Annotated in this window: 12 protein-coding genes; 4 read left to right on the forward strand and 8 right to left on the reverse strand. The window is 67.7% G+C overall.

Going from position 1 to position 15,117, the window contains the following annotated elements:
- Positions 1 to 24 precede the first annotated feature (24 nt).
- From GU920_RS14475 to GU920_RS14495, 5 genes are all read right to left on the reverse strand, one after another.
- Positions 25 to 1,602, reverse strand: coding sequence for a hypothetical protein (locus tag GU920_RS14475; protein WP_161767785.1), 1,578 nt, complete (start codon positions 1,600 to 1,602; stop codon positions 25 to 27).
- A 374-nt stretch (positions 1,603 to 1,976) separates the two neighbouring features.
- Positions 1,977 to 2,528, reverse strand: coding sequence for a sarcosine oxidase subunit gamma (locus GU920_RS14480; protein WP_161767786.1), 552 nt, complete (start codon positions 2,526 to 2,528; stop codon positions 1,977 to 1,979).
- On the reverse strand, positions 2,521 to 5,532 hold the full coding sequence (locus GU920_RS14485) for a sarcosine oxidase subunit alpha family protein (protein WP_161767787.1): 3,012 nt from the start codon (positions 5,530 to 5,532) through the stop codon (positions 2,521 to 2,523). The genes GU920_RS14480 and GU920_RS14485 overlap by 8 nt, the downstream gene beginning before the upstream one ends.
- The gene (locus GU920_RS14490; protein ID WP_161767788.1) at positions 5,529 to 5,852 is read right to left on the reverse strand and encodes a sarcosine oxidase subunit delta; all 324 of its coding nucleotides are present in this window, start codon (positions 5,850 to 5,852) and stop codon (positions 5,529 to 5,531) included. The genes GU920_RS14485 and GU920_RS14490 overlap by 4 nt, the downstream gene beginning before the upstream one ends.
- A gap of 33 nt (positions 5,853 to 5,885) precedes the next feature.
- Positions 5,886 to 7,133 carry a sarcosine oxidase subunit beta family protein gene (locus GU920_RS14495; RefSeq protein WP_161767789.1) on the reverse strand — a complete coding sequence of 416 codons (1,248 nt, stop codon included), beginning with the start codon at positions 7,131 to 7,133 and terminating at the stop codon, positions 5,886 to 5,888.
- A gap of 232 nt (positions 7,134 to 7,365) precedes the next feature.
- Between GU920_RS14495 and ccmI the strand changes: the two genes are divergently transcribed.
- Genes ccmI through GU920_RS14510 form a run of 3 tightly spaced genes read left to right on the forward strand, consistent with a single transcriptional unit; the run spans position 7,366 to position 9,313 of the window.
- The gene (gene ccmI / locus GU920_RS14500) at positions 7,366 to 8,607 is read left to right on the forward strand and encodes a c-type cytochrome biogenesis protein CcmI (protein WP_161767790.1); all 1,242 of its coding nucleotides are present in this window, start codon (positions 7,366 to 7,368) and stop codon (positions 8,605 to 8,607) included.
- A complete protein-coding gene (gene ruvX, locus GU920_RS14505) occupies positions 8,604 to 9,086 on the forward strand; it encodes a Holliday junction resolvase RuvX (protein ID WP_161767791.1) in 483 nt (160 codons plus the stop codon). The genes ccmI and ruvX overlap by 4 nt, the downstream gene beginning before the upstream one ends.
- Positions 9,083 to 9,313, forward strand: coding sequence for a DUF1289 domain-containing protein (locus GU920_RS14510; protein ID WP_161767792.1), 231 nt, complete (start codon positions 9,083 to 9,085; stop codon positions 9,311 to 9,313). The genes ruvX and GU920_RS14510 overlap by 4 nt, the downstream gene beginning before the upstream one ends.
- A 306-nt stretch (positions 9,314 to 9,619) precedes the next feature.
- On the opposite strand, the gene GU920_RS14515 is transcribed toward GU920_RS14510, so the two are convergent.
- Positions 9,620 to 10,369, reverse strand: a complete 750-nt coding sequence (locus GU920_RS14515) for a hypothetical protein (RefSeq protein WP_161767793.1) — start codon at positions 10,367 to 10,369, stop codon at positions 9,620 to 9,622.
- A 147-nt stretch (positions 10,370 to 10,516) separates the two neighbouring features.
- Between GU920_RS14515 and GU920_RS14520 the strand changes: the two genes are divergently transcribed.
- On the forward strand, positions 10,517 to 11,710 hold the full coding sequence (locus tag GU920_RS14520) for a multidrug effflux MFS transporter (protein ID WP_161767794.1): 1,194 nt from the start codon (positions 10,517 to 10,519) through the stop codon (positions 11,708 to 11,710).
- Here GU920_RS14520 and dusA read toward each other — a convergent pair.
- Positions 11,692 to 12,690 carry a tRNA dihydrouridine(20/20a) synthase DusA gene (dusA, locus tag GU920_RS14525; RefSeq protein WP_161767795.1) on the reverse strand — a complete coding sequence of 333 codons (999 nt, stop codon included), beginning with the start codon at positions 12,688 to 12,690 and terminating at the stop codon, positions 11,692 to 11,694. The two genes, GU920_RS14520 and dusA, sit on opposite strands and share 19 nt — an antisense overlap.
- Before the next feature lie 184 nt (positions 12,691 to 12,874).
- Entirely contained in the window at positions 12,875 to 15,061 is a 2,187-nt protein-coding gene (locus GU920_RS14530) for an esterase-like activity of phytase family protein (RefSeq protein ID WP_161767796.1), read from the reverse strand.
- Positions 15,062 to 15,117 lie beyond the last annotated feature (56 nt).

Genomic DNA, 15,117 nt, shown 5'->3' on the forward strand with positions numbered 1-15,117 from the left:
GATGGAACCGCCCTCAGGCAACCCTCATTCCGGCGTCACCCGCCGCAACACGGCCAGATTCTGCGCCTCATCCGCCACCACCACCTCGAACACGTCGCGGAACCCGCCCCGCGGTTCCTCGCCGAAGGCTGCCATCCCATACCAGTCGGCCAGCCAGCGGATCTTTTCGTTCTGGACGACGTAATTGAAGAAATGCCCCTCGGTCAGCAACGCCGCCAGCGCATCGGGGTTCACCTTGCCGTCGAGGTTGATCGTCCGATCATGCCAGAACCCCAGCGTCCCCGTCTGCACCGCAGACACCCAATCCTCTTCGGGCACATTCTCCCGCACCCAGTTCACCACCTGAAAATGCCCCTGCACATTCTGCCCCGGCCGCGCAAGGTTCAGGGTCAGCGCCACGCCCAGCAGGATCGACGCCGCCAGCCCCGCCTCCGCCAGCCGCATCAGCCGCAGCCGCCCCGCCAGCCAGATCAGCTGCGCCACCGCCGCCGTCACCAGAAGCGGGCTCAGCGGAAACAGGTAGCGCGACAGGAAATGCGGGGCGCCGAAGAAGGTGCCATAGTAAAAGCACTGCAGCACCCCGAACAGCGAATAGCCCAGCAGCGCCAGCCGCAGCGGATGCCCCGCCCGCCAGATGCGCCACAAAAACGTGCTCCAGACCACCAGCACGATCAGGCTCAGCACGATCTGCACCGGCAGGGATGTCTCAGCAAAGCCCGGCAGGGGCAGCATCGGGAACATCGTCTCGAACAGCTTGGCCGGCAGGATGTCGAGGTTGCCCCCGATCGCCGCCGCATGCGATTGCGACGTCCCGCTGATCGGCACGAAGGACCCGAAATAGATCTTGTTGTGCAACAGCCACGGCAGGCCGATCACCAGCGACACTCCGCCCGCGACCAGCCCCTCCCAGAAGGCGCGCGCAAACCCCACCGCCGCCAGCGTCCAGCCATAGACAAAGCGCACGAAGAACAGCGACGCGATCAGGAACACCGCATCATTGCGCGCCCAGAAGGCCAGCCCCGCCATCGCGCCCAGCGTCAGCATCTCGCCCGTCTCCAGCCGCCGCGCCTGCCCCGCGATCCGGCCAAAGACCAGCACGAACAGCACCACGCACAGCACATAAAGCCCGGTCTCCAGCGCGTTCATGCTGTGGCGGACCGACAGGGGTCCAACCGACCACAGCGCCGCCACCGCCCAGGCCAGGATGCCCGCCCGCAGCCCAGAACCCTCCCCGTCATCCGGCCCCAGCACCGCGCCCGCAAAGCGCCGCACCGCCAGCGCCGCCATGATCCAGATCACCACCATCAGGCCCAGCACGATCGACACGCCGCCCAGCTTGTCGCCATCCACCAGCCAGAACGCCACCGCATAGATCAGGGTGGCCAAAGGCTGCACCCCGTTCGAGGCGATGGTCCCCTCCGACACGCTCAACCCCAGCCCGATCGCCAGATTGCGCGCCAGCGTCAGCATCAGATAGCCGTCCTCGGTGATGAAGAATTGCGTGATCCGCTCCGCCCCCATCGCATAGGGGTGAAGCCGGAACAGCAAAGCAAAGACAAGGGCAAAGGCGGCGATCCCGCCCAGAACTCCGATACGCGCCATGGCACATCCTCAACTGCGAATTAACCAGAGTTAAGGTTCACCCCCGCGCCTTTGGCAACCCGCCAAAGGTCCCGCGTCGGTCCGGCCCGCCCCTGCCGCGCTGCAGCGTCCCCGCCTGTTGCCCGGGCGCCACGGTTTCACAGCCCATGCCAAAGCCTATCCCGGCCGCTTCACCTTGGCCCAAATACCCATGCCCCGGAAGCCCCCCGCCGCAACGCCCCGTAGGACACGCCCTCCCCTCCCCCGTCCTTCACGGGGGAGGGGCCGGGGGTGGGGGGCGCCCGGTCAGAGCCAAGCCGTGCCAACCGCTCCGATGAAAAAAGGGGGGCCAAGCCCCCCCCATCTCCCGTCCTGCCTCGCCGCACGGCCGGGCGTCAGCCCAGCTCCGACCCGGGCTTCGCCCCCGTCGCCAGCAGATCAAACACATAGCGCGCCACCGACCGGAAGCAGACCACGGTAAACCCGTCGCCATCCTTCCAGAACGCTGCCGCCACCTGCGCCGCCCGCGTCCGGCGCAGCTCGCCCGTCGCAAGCGCGCCGAAATCCACCGGCGACAGCTTGGCCAGCACCTGCTCCGCCTTCGCGCCCTCCACCCGGAACACCGCCCGCGCGTCCGACACATCGACCGCCAGATGATGCGACCCAGCCATCGCCTTGCCCACGGCCTCCAGCGCGCCGCCCACCGCCGCATAGGGCAGGACCAGCAGATATTCGTCCGGGCTCATCCAGCCGCAGGCGCGGTCGCCCTCGGTCACGATCCGCCGCACCTCCGGCAGGCCGGTTCCCGCCGCCGCCTTCACCGCCTTGGCCAGACCCGCCGCATCGGGTTTGGCCCGCAGCGTGATCATCCCCACCGGCCCGATCTCGCGGATGGTGACGAACCCTTCCGACACCGCCCCGCCCAAGGCGCTTTTCGGTTCAGACATTCTGCTTCTCCCCGTCCTTGTCGTAGAAGACCGGATCCACAACCCGCGCCTTGACCGTGCCGCCGGTGACAGTGTTGAACTCCACCACCTCGCCCATCCGCGACGGGCCGCGCAGCAGCAGGCCCATGGCGATGCCCTTCTTCAGCGTGGGCGAATAATAGGTGGATGTGACGCGGCCCTGCGTATTGCCCTGCCCGTTCGCATTCACCCCCGGCGCCACGACATAGCTGCCATCTGGGATAACCGATCCGTCCAGCGTCTCGAACCCCACCAGTTTCCAGCGGTCCGCGCTGGCGAGGAAGTTCCGCGCCTGCCCCCGCTTGCCCAGATAATCCGCCTTCTTCTTCGAAATCGCCCAGTCGAGGTTCAGATCCTGCGGGATCACCGTGCCGTCGGTCTCATCCCCGATCATGATGAACCCCTTCTCGGCCCGCATGATATGCAGCGCCTCGGTGCCATAGGGCATGGCCCCGAACTCCGCCCCCGCCGCATGCAGCGCCTCCCAGAAGGCCGCGCCGTGGCTGGCCGGGACCGCGATCTCATAGGACAATTCGCCCGAAAAGCTGATGCGATAGACCCGGCAGGGGAACCCGCCCAGGGTGCCATCGGCCCAGGTCATGAAGGGCAGCGCCTCTTTCGAGACATCCATCCCCCCCAGCTTCTCCAGCACCTTGCGCGCATTCGGCCCCACAACGGCGACTTGGGCATATTGCTCGGTCACATTGGCGGTAAAGACCTGCCAATCCCACCATTCGCATTGCAGCCAATCTTCCATCCAGGCATGGATGCGATCCGCCCCGCCCGATGTGGTGTGGCACAGCCACGTCTCCTCGTCGATCCGCGCCACCACGCCGTCATCGGACAGGAAACCCTGCTCGTTGCACATCAAGCCATAGCGGCACTTGCCCACCGGCAGCGTGCTCATCACGCCCGTGTAGAGCATGTCGAGGAAACGCCCCGCATCCGGCCCCTTCACGATGATCTTGCCCAGCGTCGATGCATCCAGCAGCCCCAGCCGTTCGCGCGTGTTCACCACCTCGCGATGCACCGCCTGCTCATGCGTCTCCCCCGCCCGGGGGAAGCAATAGGGCCGCCGCCACAGGCCAACAGGTTCGAAATAGGCCCCGTTCCGCTCGTGCCAGTCATGCATCGGCGTGCGCCGCAGCGGCTGGAAGATCTCGCCCCGCGCTTCGCCCGCCAGCGCACCCAGCGTGACCGGCACGTAAGGCGGGCGGAAGGTCGTCGTCCCCACCTGCGGGATATCGGCGTTCAACGCGCCCGCCAGCACCGCCAGACCGTTGATATTGGACAGCTTGCCCTGATCCGTCGCCATCCCCAACGTCGTGTAGCGCTTGGTATGCTCGACCGATTCATAGCCTTCCCGCGCGGCCAACTGCACGTCGCTGACCTTCACGTCGTTCTGGTAGTCCAGCCACATCTTGGACTTCAGCTCGACCGAAGCGCCCTGTGGCATGATCCAGACCGCTTCCATCGGCCCTTCCGCCACCGCTTCGGCCACGGGGGCCTTGGCGCGCTTGGGCTTCATCCCCAGCGCCGCCAGCACCGCCCCGGCCTGCTCGGTCGCATCGGCCAGCGCGGCGGCGGCGGTCATCTCGCCATTGGACGCGCCCGCCGCATAGACCATCGCCCCGCCATCATGGTTCAGCGGCGCGCGGCCCGGATCGGGCCGGAAACAGGCCTGCACCCGGTCCCATGTCAGCTTGCCGCCGCAATGGCTCCACAGATGCACCACGGGCGACCAGCCGCCCGACATCGCCACCGCATCACAGGCGATCTCGTCGATCACCGCGCCCTCACCCGCCTGCAGGCAGATGGCGACCGAGGTGACACGCTTGCCGCCCTTCACCTTGGCAATCCCGCGCCCGGCCTCGATCCGCAGACCCAAGGCCCGCGCCTTCTCTACCAGCGCACCGGCAGGGGCCGACCGCGCATCCACGATGGCCGGCACCGCCAGCCCCGCCTCGCGCAGCGCGATCGCCGTGCGATAGCCGTCGTCGTTATTGGTGACGACAACCGTACGATCCCCCGGCGACACCGCCCAGTTCACCACATAATCCCGCACCGATGCCGCCAGCATCACACCCGGAATATCGTTCCCGGCAAAGCTCAGGGGCCGTTCGATCGCGCCCGTCGCCGTCAGGATCTTGCCCGCCCGGATGCGCCACAGCCGATGCTTGGGCCGCCCGTCGCCGGGCGTGTGATCGGCCACCTTCTCATCGGCCAGCACATAGCCGTGGTCATAGACCCCCGCCGCCATGCAGCGCGCGCGCAGGGTGACGTTCTCCATCCCCTCCAGCGCCGCCACGGCCTCATCCACCCATTCCCCGGCAGGCTTGCCGTCGATCACGTCGCCATCGACCGGCGCGCGCCCGCCCCAATGGGCGGCCTGCTCCAGCAGCAGAACCCGCGCGCCCGCACGGCCCGCCACCAGCGCCGCCTGCAGCCCCGCAATCCCGCCGCCCACGACCAAGAGATCGCAGAAGGCATAGGCCTGCTCATAACGGTCCGCGTCCCGATCCTTCGGCGCCTTGCCCAGACCGGCCGACTGCCGGATCACGGGTTCGAAGACATGTTTCCAGAACGGGCGCGGATGAATGAAGGTCTTGTAATAGAACCCTGCCGGCAGGAACCGCGCGGCATAGTTGTTCACCACGCCCACATCAAACTCAAGGCTCGGCCAATGGTTCTGGCTCGTGGCCTCCAACCCGTCGAAGAGTTCCGTGATCGTGACGCGCTGGTTGGGCTCCAGCCGCGCCCCGGACCCGAGGTTGACCAGCGCATTGGGCTCTTCCGGCCCCGCCGCCACGATGCCGCGCGGGCGGTGATACTTGAACGACCGGCCCACCAGCATCTGGTCATTGGCCAGCAGCGCCGCGCCCAGCGTGTCGCCGGCAAAGCCCTTCATGCGCTTGCCGTTGAAGGTAAAGTCCAGCGCCGCCGACCGGTCGATCAGACGGCCCCCTTTTGCAAGACGGGTGCTCATTTGTACCCCTTCCAGTCCGGCCTGCGGGCCTTGATCTTCTCAATAATCTCGGCAGGCGGCTCGCCTACCTGTGCGGGATAGGTGCCGAACACCTCCAGCGTCGCCGTGCAGCGGGCGGCCAGGAACCACTTCCCGCAGCCGTAAGTGTGCCGCCAGCGTTCGAAATGCACACCCTTGGGGTTCTTGCGGGCAAACATATAGGCCTCGAACTCCTCGTCGGTGGAGCCGGGTCCATACCGCTTCAGATGCGCCTCATAGCCCGGAGAAAGCTCCGTCTCCTCGGCCTTCACGCCGCAATAGGGACATTCAAGCAGCAGCATTTTGCACCCCGTTCTTCCTCGTCCGCGCCCGCATCAATGCGCCACCCCGGCAGCCACCGACTCGTCGATGAACCGCCCTTCCTTGAACCGCCACATGTCGAACTCGGCCGCCAGCGGCCCGGGTTCGCCCTTGGCCATCAGTTCCGCCATCGCCCAGCCAGACCCGGGGATCGCCTTGAACCCCCCCGTCCCCCAGCCGCAGTTGATGAAGCAATTGCCAAGCGGGGTTTTCGAAATGATGGGCGACCGGTCCCCCGTCATGTCCACGATCCCGCCCCATTGCCGCAGCATCTTGAGGCGGCTGATGATCGGGAAGGTCTCGATCAGCGCCCGCAGCGTTTCCTCGATGTGATGGAAGCTGCCGCGCTGGGTATAGTTGTTGAAACCGTCCGTGCCGCCGCCGATCACCATCTCGCCCTTGTCGGACTGGCTCATATAGCCATGCACGGTATTGGCCATCACCACGATATCCATGCAGGGCTTGATGGGTTCGGATACCAGCGCCTGCAGCGCCACTGCCTCGACCGGCAGGCGAAACCCGGCCATCTCGGCCACCTGCCCAGAATGGCCCGCCACCACGATGCCCAGCTTCTTGGTCCCGATATAGCCCTTGGTCGTCTCGACGCCCACGACCTTGCCACCCTCGGACCGGACGCCCGTCACCTCGCATTGCTGGATGATGTCCATGCCCATGTCGGAACAGGCCCGCGCATAGCCCCAGGCCACCGCATCATGCCGCCCCGTGCCGCCCCGGGCCTGCCACAGCGCCCCCAGCACCGGATAGCGCGGCCCCTCGATGTTCAGGATCGGGCAAAGCTCCTTCACCCGCTGGGGCGTGATGAACTCTGTCTGCACGCCCTGCAGCGCATTGGCATGGGCCGTGCGCATATAGCCGCGCACCTCGTGATGCGTCTGCGCCAGCATCATCACGCCGCGCGGGGAAAACATCACGTTGTAGTTCAGATCCTGGCTCAGCGTCTCATAGAGCGAGCGGGACTTCTCATAGATCGCCGCGCTCGAATCCTGCAGATAGTTCGACCGGATGATCGTCGTGTTCCGGCCCGTGTTCCCGCCGCCCAGCCAGCCCTTTTCCAGGATCGCCACATTGGTGATCCCGTAATTCTTGCCAAGGTAATAGGCCGTGGCCAGACCATGGCCCCCCGCCCCCACGATGATCGCGTCATAGGCCGCCTTGGGCGCGGGGCTTTTCCACGCCCGCTCCCACCCGGTGTGATAGCGCAGCGCCTCGCGCGCAATCGCAAAGACCGAATAGCGTCTCATCGCCCCAACCCCGTGCTGCGCGGCATCACAGGCCGCCCCTTATTGCCCTTCTCTTACGCCCCGCCCATAAACCCCCACCCACGAGCGGCACAATCGGGAAAATTGCGACACATTCCCCCTGCGACAGCGTCGCAGGCGTCACATTCGCGTTTGCGCCTTCCGCCCGCGCCCCCAAATGTTTACATCCGCCCCAAAGAACCGCAGCGCGGGATCGGCAAGGCAGGCCCTAGGGATGGAAATGATCGCATTCTGGATCGCCGCAGGCGGCATCGGACTGGTGGTGCTGGCCCTCTTCGTGCTGGCCCTGATCCGGGCACGGGCCGAAATCGCCTCGGCCGCCGAATATGATCTCAAGGTCTATCGCGACCAGCTGGCCGAAATCGACCGCGACCTCGCGCGCGGCACCCTGCCGCCCGACGAAGCCGATCGCCAGCGCACCGAGGTGTCGCGCCGCCTGCTCGACGCCGACCGCGCCCGTGCCCGGGGCGACACCAGCGCCAGCACGCGCGGCATCGCCGTGGCCGTGGTGCTGATCGCCGCGCTGATCGGGGGCAGCTACTGGGCCTATCTGCGCCTCGGCGCGCCGGGTTACCCGGACCTGCCCCTCGCCACCCGCCTTGCCATGTCGGACGAGCTGCGCGCCAACCGCGCCCCGCAGGCCCAGATGGAGGCCGACGCCGCCGCCAACCGCCCCGCGCCCATGGAACCCGAACCCGAATTTGCCCAGCTGATGGAACAGCTGCGCGCCGCCGTGGCCGAACGGCCCGACGATGCGCGCGGTCTGGAACTTCTGGCCACGAACGAGGCACGGCTGGGCAACCTGCCCGCCGCCCGCGTCGCGCAGGAAAGCCTGATCCGGCTGAAAGGCGACGCTGCCACCGCCGAAGACCATGCCGCGCTGGCCGAACTGATGATAATGGCCGCGGGCGGCCTCGTCTCGGCCGAGGCCGAGGATCAATTGACCCGCGCCCTTACGCTTGACCCCACCAACGGCACGGCGCGCTATTATTATGGCCTCATGGCCGCGCAGGTGGGCCGGTTTGACCGCACCTTCGGCCTGTGGGAGCCGCTTCTGCGCGAAGGCCCGCCCGACGCGCCCTGGATCGCGCCCATCCGCGCCCAGATCGCCGATGTCGCGGCCCGCGCGGGCGTGGCCTACACCCCGCCGCCCGAGGCCACGCTGCCCGGCCCCGATGCCGATGCGCTGACCGCCGCGGGCGAGATGACCGAGGCGGACCGTCAGGCCATGGTCGAAGGCATGGTGGCCCAGCTCGGGCAGCGCCTCGCCACCGAAGGCGGCACGGTCGAGGAATGGGCGCGCCTCATCTCGTCCCTCGCCGTCCTGAACCGCCGCGACGAGGCGCAGGAAATCTTTGCCGAGGCGCTGGAGAAATTCCAAGGCTTCCCCGCACAGCAAAGCTTCTTGCGCGAAGCCGCACTGAACGCAGGGCTTGATCCGGATCCGGCCCCATGATCTGCGACAGCATCGAGGCCTTCGCCGCCACCCTGCCCCCCAACCGCGCCATCGCGGGGCTGGATTTCGGCGACAAGACCATCGGCATCGCGATTTCCGACCTGCGCCGCATGGTGGCCACCCCGGTGGAAACCCTGCGCCGGGTAAAATTCACCGAAGATGCCACCCGCCTCCTCGCGCTGCTCGCCACGCGGGGGGCGCATGGCATCGTACTGGGCCTGCCCTTGAACATGGACGGCTCCACCGGCCCGCGCGTGCAGGCCACGCAGGCCTTTGCCCGCAACCTGACGCGGATGACCGACCTGCCCATCGCCTTTTGGGACGAACGCCTGTCCACCGTTGCGGCAGAAAGGGCACTGCTGGAGGCGGATACGTCGCGAAAGCGTCGGAAAGAGGTGATCGACGCCGTCGCTGCGGGCTATATCTTGCAAGGCGCCCTCGATCGCATGGGCCATATGGGAAACGGGGTGCAGGCGTGAAGGACGATGTCTGGCAGCGGGACGAGGTGCAGTCGCCCTGCGTCAATCTGTGCACGATCCACCCGGCGGAACGCATCTGCGTGGGCTGCTACCGCACCATCGACGAAATCTCGTCCTGGTCGCGCCTGACGCATGAGGCGCGCAGTGCCATCATGGCCGAACTCCCCGCCCGCGCCCCCCGCCTTGCCAAGCGCCGCGGTGGCCGCATGGGCCGCTTGCAGGACTGACCGCCGCAGGGTGGCCATCCGCCCCCCCTGCCCCCCCCCTCTCTCCGACGCCGGCGCAGCGCCCTTTGGCGGGCCGTGGGATGTGGGTATTTTTTCCAAGATGAAGGGGCATGGCCGTCATACTCCTGCCCCGCCGCCTTTCCAGTTGCGAGTCCGTTCCGACGGGGCGCCAGCGGCGCGTCGGGCGCGTTAACCTTAATGCCTTGTCGGGATGACGCGGGGGGAGGCGACCGACAGAGCCGGCACCCTGACCGCAAGGCCCAGACGGCGGGACCGCAGCGGGTGGCCCTGCTTTGCCGCGAAAGGTCAGTCCCCGTCCCGCAGCCATGCCGCGACCGTTGCGCAGAGCGGGCGGAAATAGGCCACCATCCGCCCCGGTGGATCGGCCTCGGCGCCTGCGGCCCAGGGTGCGACGCCATGGATCAGGTGGCGGTGCAGGATGACCGCCTCACCAGGCCTGCCCGGCAGTTCCACGCGCGGGCAAGTGGCGAAGACCGCGCGCCGGGCCGCCTGATAGGCCTCGGTGATATCCGTGTCCTCTGGCGCCCCCGCCGTCATCGCCCCCGCAAGTGCCGCCCGCAGCGCCTGCCCCATGATGCGGTGGCTGCCCTCCCAGACCACCAGCGGCGCGGCCCCGGCATCCGCCCGGTTCAGCGGCAGGCCGAGGATCCAGTCATGCGGCTCCTTGACCATCCGGCGCTTCTGCGGGCCCACGGGCAAGAGCCCATCCAGATGCGCGGCATCCCGATCCCGGCGAAAGGCGAAGGATGCGGCACTTTCCCCGGGATCAGGCTGCGGATAGCCGGCCCGCGTGACCGAGATCTGCGCCGGATGCAGCGGCACCGGCGCGAGGCCCAGATCCCCCCATGGCAACGTTACGCCGCCCAGGCTGCCATCCGCGCCGTTGGGCAGCGCGTCCAGACCCACGAACCACGTCCCACCCGCCCGCCACGCCACATCGCTTTGCGCCACCGCGCGCGCGGCAACGGGGGCCGCCGCCGCCGCCCATCGCGCGATCCCCGCGGTCGCCACGCGCCGCCATCCCCGGTCCGACATGCCCGCTCCTTCTGCCCGCCCCTTAGCCTAGCGCTTTCCCCGGCGGGGAAAAGCCATGCGCCCCGCAGCGCCGGGCGGCCGCCACAGGTCTGGACCCCGCCTGCAAAAGCGCGTAGGCCTGCGTTTTCATTTCGCACAGGTCCTTTCATGACGGATCACATCCTGCGCCCCGCGCTCATCCTCGGGCTCTTGTCCTGCATCGGTCCCTTCGCCATCGACATGTATCTGCCCGCCCTGCCCGAGATCGGGGCCGCGCTCGGCACCTCTGTTCCGGCGATGCAGACCACGATCACGGCCTATTTCATCGCCTTCGGTCTGGCGCAGCTTTTCTACGGCCCATGGGCCGATCAGGCCGGCCGCAAGCCGCCGCTCTATGCGGGGATCGCCATCTTCCTTGTGGGGTCCATCCTCTGCACGCTGGCCCCCACGGTGGAGTGGCTGATCGCCGGCCGCTTCGTGCAGGGCCTTGGCGGGGCGGCGATGATGGTGGTCCCGCGCGCCATCATCCGTGACATGCACACCGGCCATGCCGCGACCCGGCTGATGGCCGCGGTGATGCTGGTCATTTCCGTCTCGCCCATGCTGGCGCCGCTGACCGGATCCATCCTGATGACGGTGACCGGCTGGCGGGGCATCTTCGGCGCGCTGGTGGTGGCGGGCATGGCCAGCCTTCTGGTGCTGGCCTTCGCCCAAGCCGAAACCCTGCGCCCCGAACACCGCCAACCCTTCGACCTGAAGGCCACCCTGCGCGGCAGCCGTCATCTGCTGGGCGACCGGGTCTTCATGGGGCTCACCTTCCTCGGCGGCTTCGGCATGGCCAGCTTCTTCGTCTTCATCGCCTCGGCCAGCTTTGTCTATACGCAAAGCTTCGGGCTCTCCCCGACCGGGTTCTCCATCGCCTTCGCCATCAATGCCGTGGGGTTCTTCGCCGCCTCGCAGGCGGCGGGGACCTTGGGCCAGCGTCTGGGCGCGCGGCGGGTGATGGGCTGGGCGACGCTCGGCTTTGCTGCCAGCACGGCGGCGCTGCTCGGCCTTGCGCTGATGGGGCTGGCCAGCCTTGCCGTCTGCGTGGCCGGGCTTTTCATCGCCAATGCCTTTCTCGGCCTGATCATCCCGACGACGATGGTCATGGCGCTTGAGGAGCACGGCGATATGGCAGGTCTGGCCTCATCCCTTGGCGGGACGCTGCAGATGCTGGCCGGGGGGGTGATGATCGCGGCCACGGGGCCGTTCTTCGACGGCACGCCCACGCCCATGCTGGCGGCCATCGCACTGTGCGGCCTGCTTGCGCTGGGGCTGTCGCGCCTTGCGCTGGCGCGGCCTCAGCCGACCGCGGCCTGAACGTCCGCCCCCGGCGCCACCTCGGCCAGCGCCGCCTCCAGCACCTCCAGCCCTGCGCCGGGGCGGGCGACCCCTTCCGACAGGACGCGTCGCCAGCCCCGCGCGCCGGGGCGGCCATGGAACAGGCCCAGCATGTGCCGGGTGATCTGATGCAGCCGCCCGCCCCGCGCCAGATGCGCCGCGATATAGGGGTGCATCGCCGCCACGACCTGCAGAGCATCCCGGCCCGGCCCATCGCCCCACAGCCCATCCGCCCCGATCAGCACCGATCCGGGATCGTGATAGGCCGCGCGCCCGATCATCACGCCGTCCACCCCCCGCTCCAGCAGCGCCCGCGCCTGATCCAGCGACGTGATCCCGCCATTGATGCAGATCGTCAGATGGGGGAAAGCCGCTTTCATCGCCACGACCAGATCGTAATCCAGCGGCGGGATCTCGCGGTTTTCCTTGGGCGACAGACCCTGCAGCCACGCCTTGCGCGCATGGATCACGAAATGCCGCACGCCTGCCGCCGAAACCCGCTCCAGAAAATCGGGCAGCACCGCCTGCGGGTCCTGATCATCCACCCCGATGCGGCATTTCACGGTAACGGGTACCGGGCTTGCCTCCTGCATCGCGGCCACGCAATCGGCCACAAGCTGGGGCCGCTCCATTAGCACGGCCCCGAAACAGCCCGACTGCACCCGATCCGACGGGCACCCCACATTCAGGTTGATCTCGTCATAGCCATAGGGCACCGCCAACCGCACCGCCGCGCGCAACTCCTCCGGGTCCGACCCACCCAGTTGCAGCGCCACGGGATGTTCGGCGCGGTTGAACCCCAGCAGACGGTCGCGGTCGCCATGCACCACTGCGGGGGCCGTCACCATCTCGGTGTACAGCATCGCGCGCCGCGTCATCAGCCGGTGGAAATACCGGCAGTGGCGATCCGTCCAATCCATCATGGGCGCCACCGACAGGCGGTGGGGGGGATGTTCCATGGTCCTTCACTCTCGATCCGTGGGCGGGCGCGGGTCCCGCGCGCTACCCGTGCTGCTACACCGGATCGCGCCGGGCTTCGACCGGAAATTCTGCCCCTCCCCCCGGCGCAACGCCCCTCCCCCAAATGCGAACATCCCCCGGCATCGCTGCCGGGGGACGCCCGTCACAGAGGTCTTGCCCCGTTTACTGCATTGCGCCGATCGACCAGAACAGCGTCTCGCCCGAACTGTCCGCCACGCCGTCATTGTCGGTCACGACCCAGGCCGTCCCGCCTGCATCCACGGCAAAGCCTTCCACCTTTTCCGGGATATAGCCGTTCAGCACCGCCAGATCGGGCATCAGGTCGCGCACCAGTTCCTTCGTCACCACCGGCAGCGCCCCGCCCAGTTCCGCCGGCACCATCTGCGACAGCGCCACGCGGTAGATCTTCTTCACCCCTGCCGCCGCACCGATCTGGTTGTCACGCTCCACGATATAGACCCAGTCGCCATGCACGGTGATCTCCGACAGGCCCATCCACGCCGTCTCGGCCGCGCCGTCCGCCAGCGCATCCAGCGGGTAATGCACCGCCCCCCAGGTTTCTTCGGCCGTGTTGTAGCCCACCAGCTTCACCATGCCTGCGGGATCATCCTTCCACTCGCGCTGCACGGCCATCCACAGCCAATCCCCGGCCACCGTGATCCCCTCGAACCCAAAGCGGATCTCATGGGCCAGCAGCGCCTCGGGCAGGGCGATCTCTTCCACGATCTCGCCCGCCGCATCGACGCGGTAGATGGCATGCGGGATCAGCCGATCGCTGCGCCCTTCCGAGGCCAGCCAGAACCCGCCCTCCCCATCCGCCGCGATCCCTTCGAGGTCGAGCTTCTGCGCCGCCTCCCCGCCGCGCGTCACCAGCCGCGCCTCGGTGATCCGCGCGGGCGTCTGGGTGGCGTCGATCGTATAGATCATCGGCATCGCGCCATAGACGCTGTCCGACACCGCATAAAGCCGCCCCGCCTGCGCCGGATCGGCCGCAAGGCCCGACAGCGCGCCCCAGCCGATCAGGCGCTCCGTCCCGGCCGAGGTGATCATCGGATAGGCCGCCACCGCGCCTTCCGCCCCCTCATAGATCATCACATGGGCGCGTACGCCACCATCCTCGACCAGATCCACCTCATTGGCCGTGACAAACAGGTTGCGCGCGGGGATCGCCACCATCCCTTCCGGCGACACACCCGACGGCAGCAGTTGCCGCAGCACCGGCGCTGCCGGATCGGTCAGGTCATAGACCCCGATCACCGACCCCCGCTCGGAGGCGACAAAGGCCATGGGCGTGCCGCCAAAGGTCGCGATCTCCACCGATTCCAGTTCCACGCCCTTGGAACCCGACCGCGCTTCGGGATAATGCCCGATCTCGGCAATCGCACGCTCAAGGCTCGCGCCCGCCTCATGCACGACGGTGCCATCCTTGCGGAAGATCGTCCAACCCCGGCTGCCGCCTTCGTAATCACCCTCATTCGCCACCGCGAAATGATCCGCGTCCAGCCACTTCGCCCCGTCCGGCTCGCGCAGCACGCCCGTCTGCGATGCGCTGAAATCCAGCCGCCCGTCGCGCGAATCGTCGATCCCTTCCAGATCGGTCGCGCCCGCGCTGAAATGGCTGGCCACCGCGCCATCCGCGCCGATCACCACGATGTGGTTGTTCTCCTGCAACGTCACGACGATCTCGCCGCCCGCGTTCACATCCACGAATTCGGGCTCCGGGTCTTCCCCGGCCACGGCGGCAAGCCCCACCAGTTCCACCCGCTGCAGGCCCGCGCAATCCACCGCACCCTCCACGATGGGCAGCTTCACCACGAAACCGGCCGGCATCTGCGGGATCGCGCCGTCATTCACATCCTCATCCCGCTCATTCTCGATCGCGATGGCCAGGAAACTGCCATCCGGCTCCGCCGCCACAGAATCCGGCTGCCCGCCCAGATCACATTCCGCCGTGATCGCCCGCGTCGCCAGATCGACCGTCACCATCTTCCCCGACGGGTTCACGAAATCGGCCGACGTATTCACCGCGACAAAGGCATTGCCCCCAATGATCTTGGCCGTCGTCGGCTCGCCGCCCATGTCGATATTGCCCATGGCCTTGGGCGCGCGCGGATCGGTGATGTCGATCAGGCCCACCACACCCAGCGGGCTGTCGGTATAGATCAGCGTCATCCCGTCGGACGAGGCCGAGATGATCTCGGCGCTCGTAGGCCGCGCGCGATCCTCGCCCTCGGACATGTTGTCGGGGGTGGCAAAGGTGGCCACACGGTTGAACGTCACGTCCGCCAGCGCGGGCATACCCGCCACCAGCGCGAGAACAGAAGTCAGACCGATAAGTTTCGAAGACATGGGGAAACCGTCCTGCTTTGGGGAACTCGCGCAAAGCCATAGGGTTCCAAGGTAAC

Source organism: Paragemmobacter ruber (assembly GCF_009908315.1).
In the GTDB taxonomy this organism is placed as follows: Bacteria; Pseudomonadota; Alphaproteobacteria; order Rhodobacterales; family Rhodobacteraceae; genus Paragemmobacter; species Paragemmobacter ruber.

Bases quoted from the DNA above. Each gene is read 5' to 3' on its own strand.
- GU920_RS14495 (WP_161767789.1), bottom strand. From the start codon at position 7,133: ATGAGACGCTATTCGGTCTTTGCGATTGCGCGCGAGGCGCTGCGCTAT.
- GU920_RS14515 (WP_161767793.1), bottom strand. From the start codon at position 10,369: ATGTCGGACCGGGGATGGCGGCGCGTGGCGACCGCGGGGATCGCGCGA.
- GU920_RS14485 (WP_161767787.1), bottom strand. From the start codon at position 5,532: ATGAGCACCCGTCTTGCAAAAGGGGGCCGTCTGATCGACCGGTCGGCG.
- GU920_RS14475 (WP_161767785.1), bottom strand. From the start codon at position 1,602: ATGGCGCGTATCGGAGTTCTGGGCGGGATCGCCGCCTTTGCCCTTGTC.
- GU920_RS14480 (WP_161767786.1), bottom strand. From the start codon at position 2,528: ATGTCTGAACCGAAAAGCGCCTTGGGCGGGGCGGTGTCGGAAGGGTTC.
- ruvX (WP_161767791.1), top strand. From the start codon at position 8,604: ATGATCTGCGACAGCATCGAGGCCTTCGCCGCCACCCTGCCCCCCAAC.
- GU920_RS14530 (WP_161767796.1), bottom strand. From the start codon at position 15,061: ATGTCTTCGAAACTTATCGGTCTGACTTCTGTTCTCGCGCTGGTGGCG.
- ccmI (WP_161767790.1), top strand. From the start codon at position 7,366: ATGGAAATGATCGCATTCTGGATCGCCGCAGGCGGCATCGGACTGGTG.
- GU920_RS14520 (WP_161767794.1), top strand. From the start codon at position 10,517: ATGACGGATCACATCCTGCGCCCCGCGCTCATCCTCGGGCTCTTGTCC.
- GU920_RS14490 (WP_161767788.1), bottom strand. From the start codon at position 5,852: ATGCTGCTGCTTGAATGTCCCTATTGCGGCGTGAAGGCCGAGGAGACG.
- dusA (WP_161767795.1), bottom strand. From the start codon at position 12,690: ATGGAACATCCCCCCCACCGCCTGTCGGTGGCGCCCATGATGGATTGG.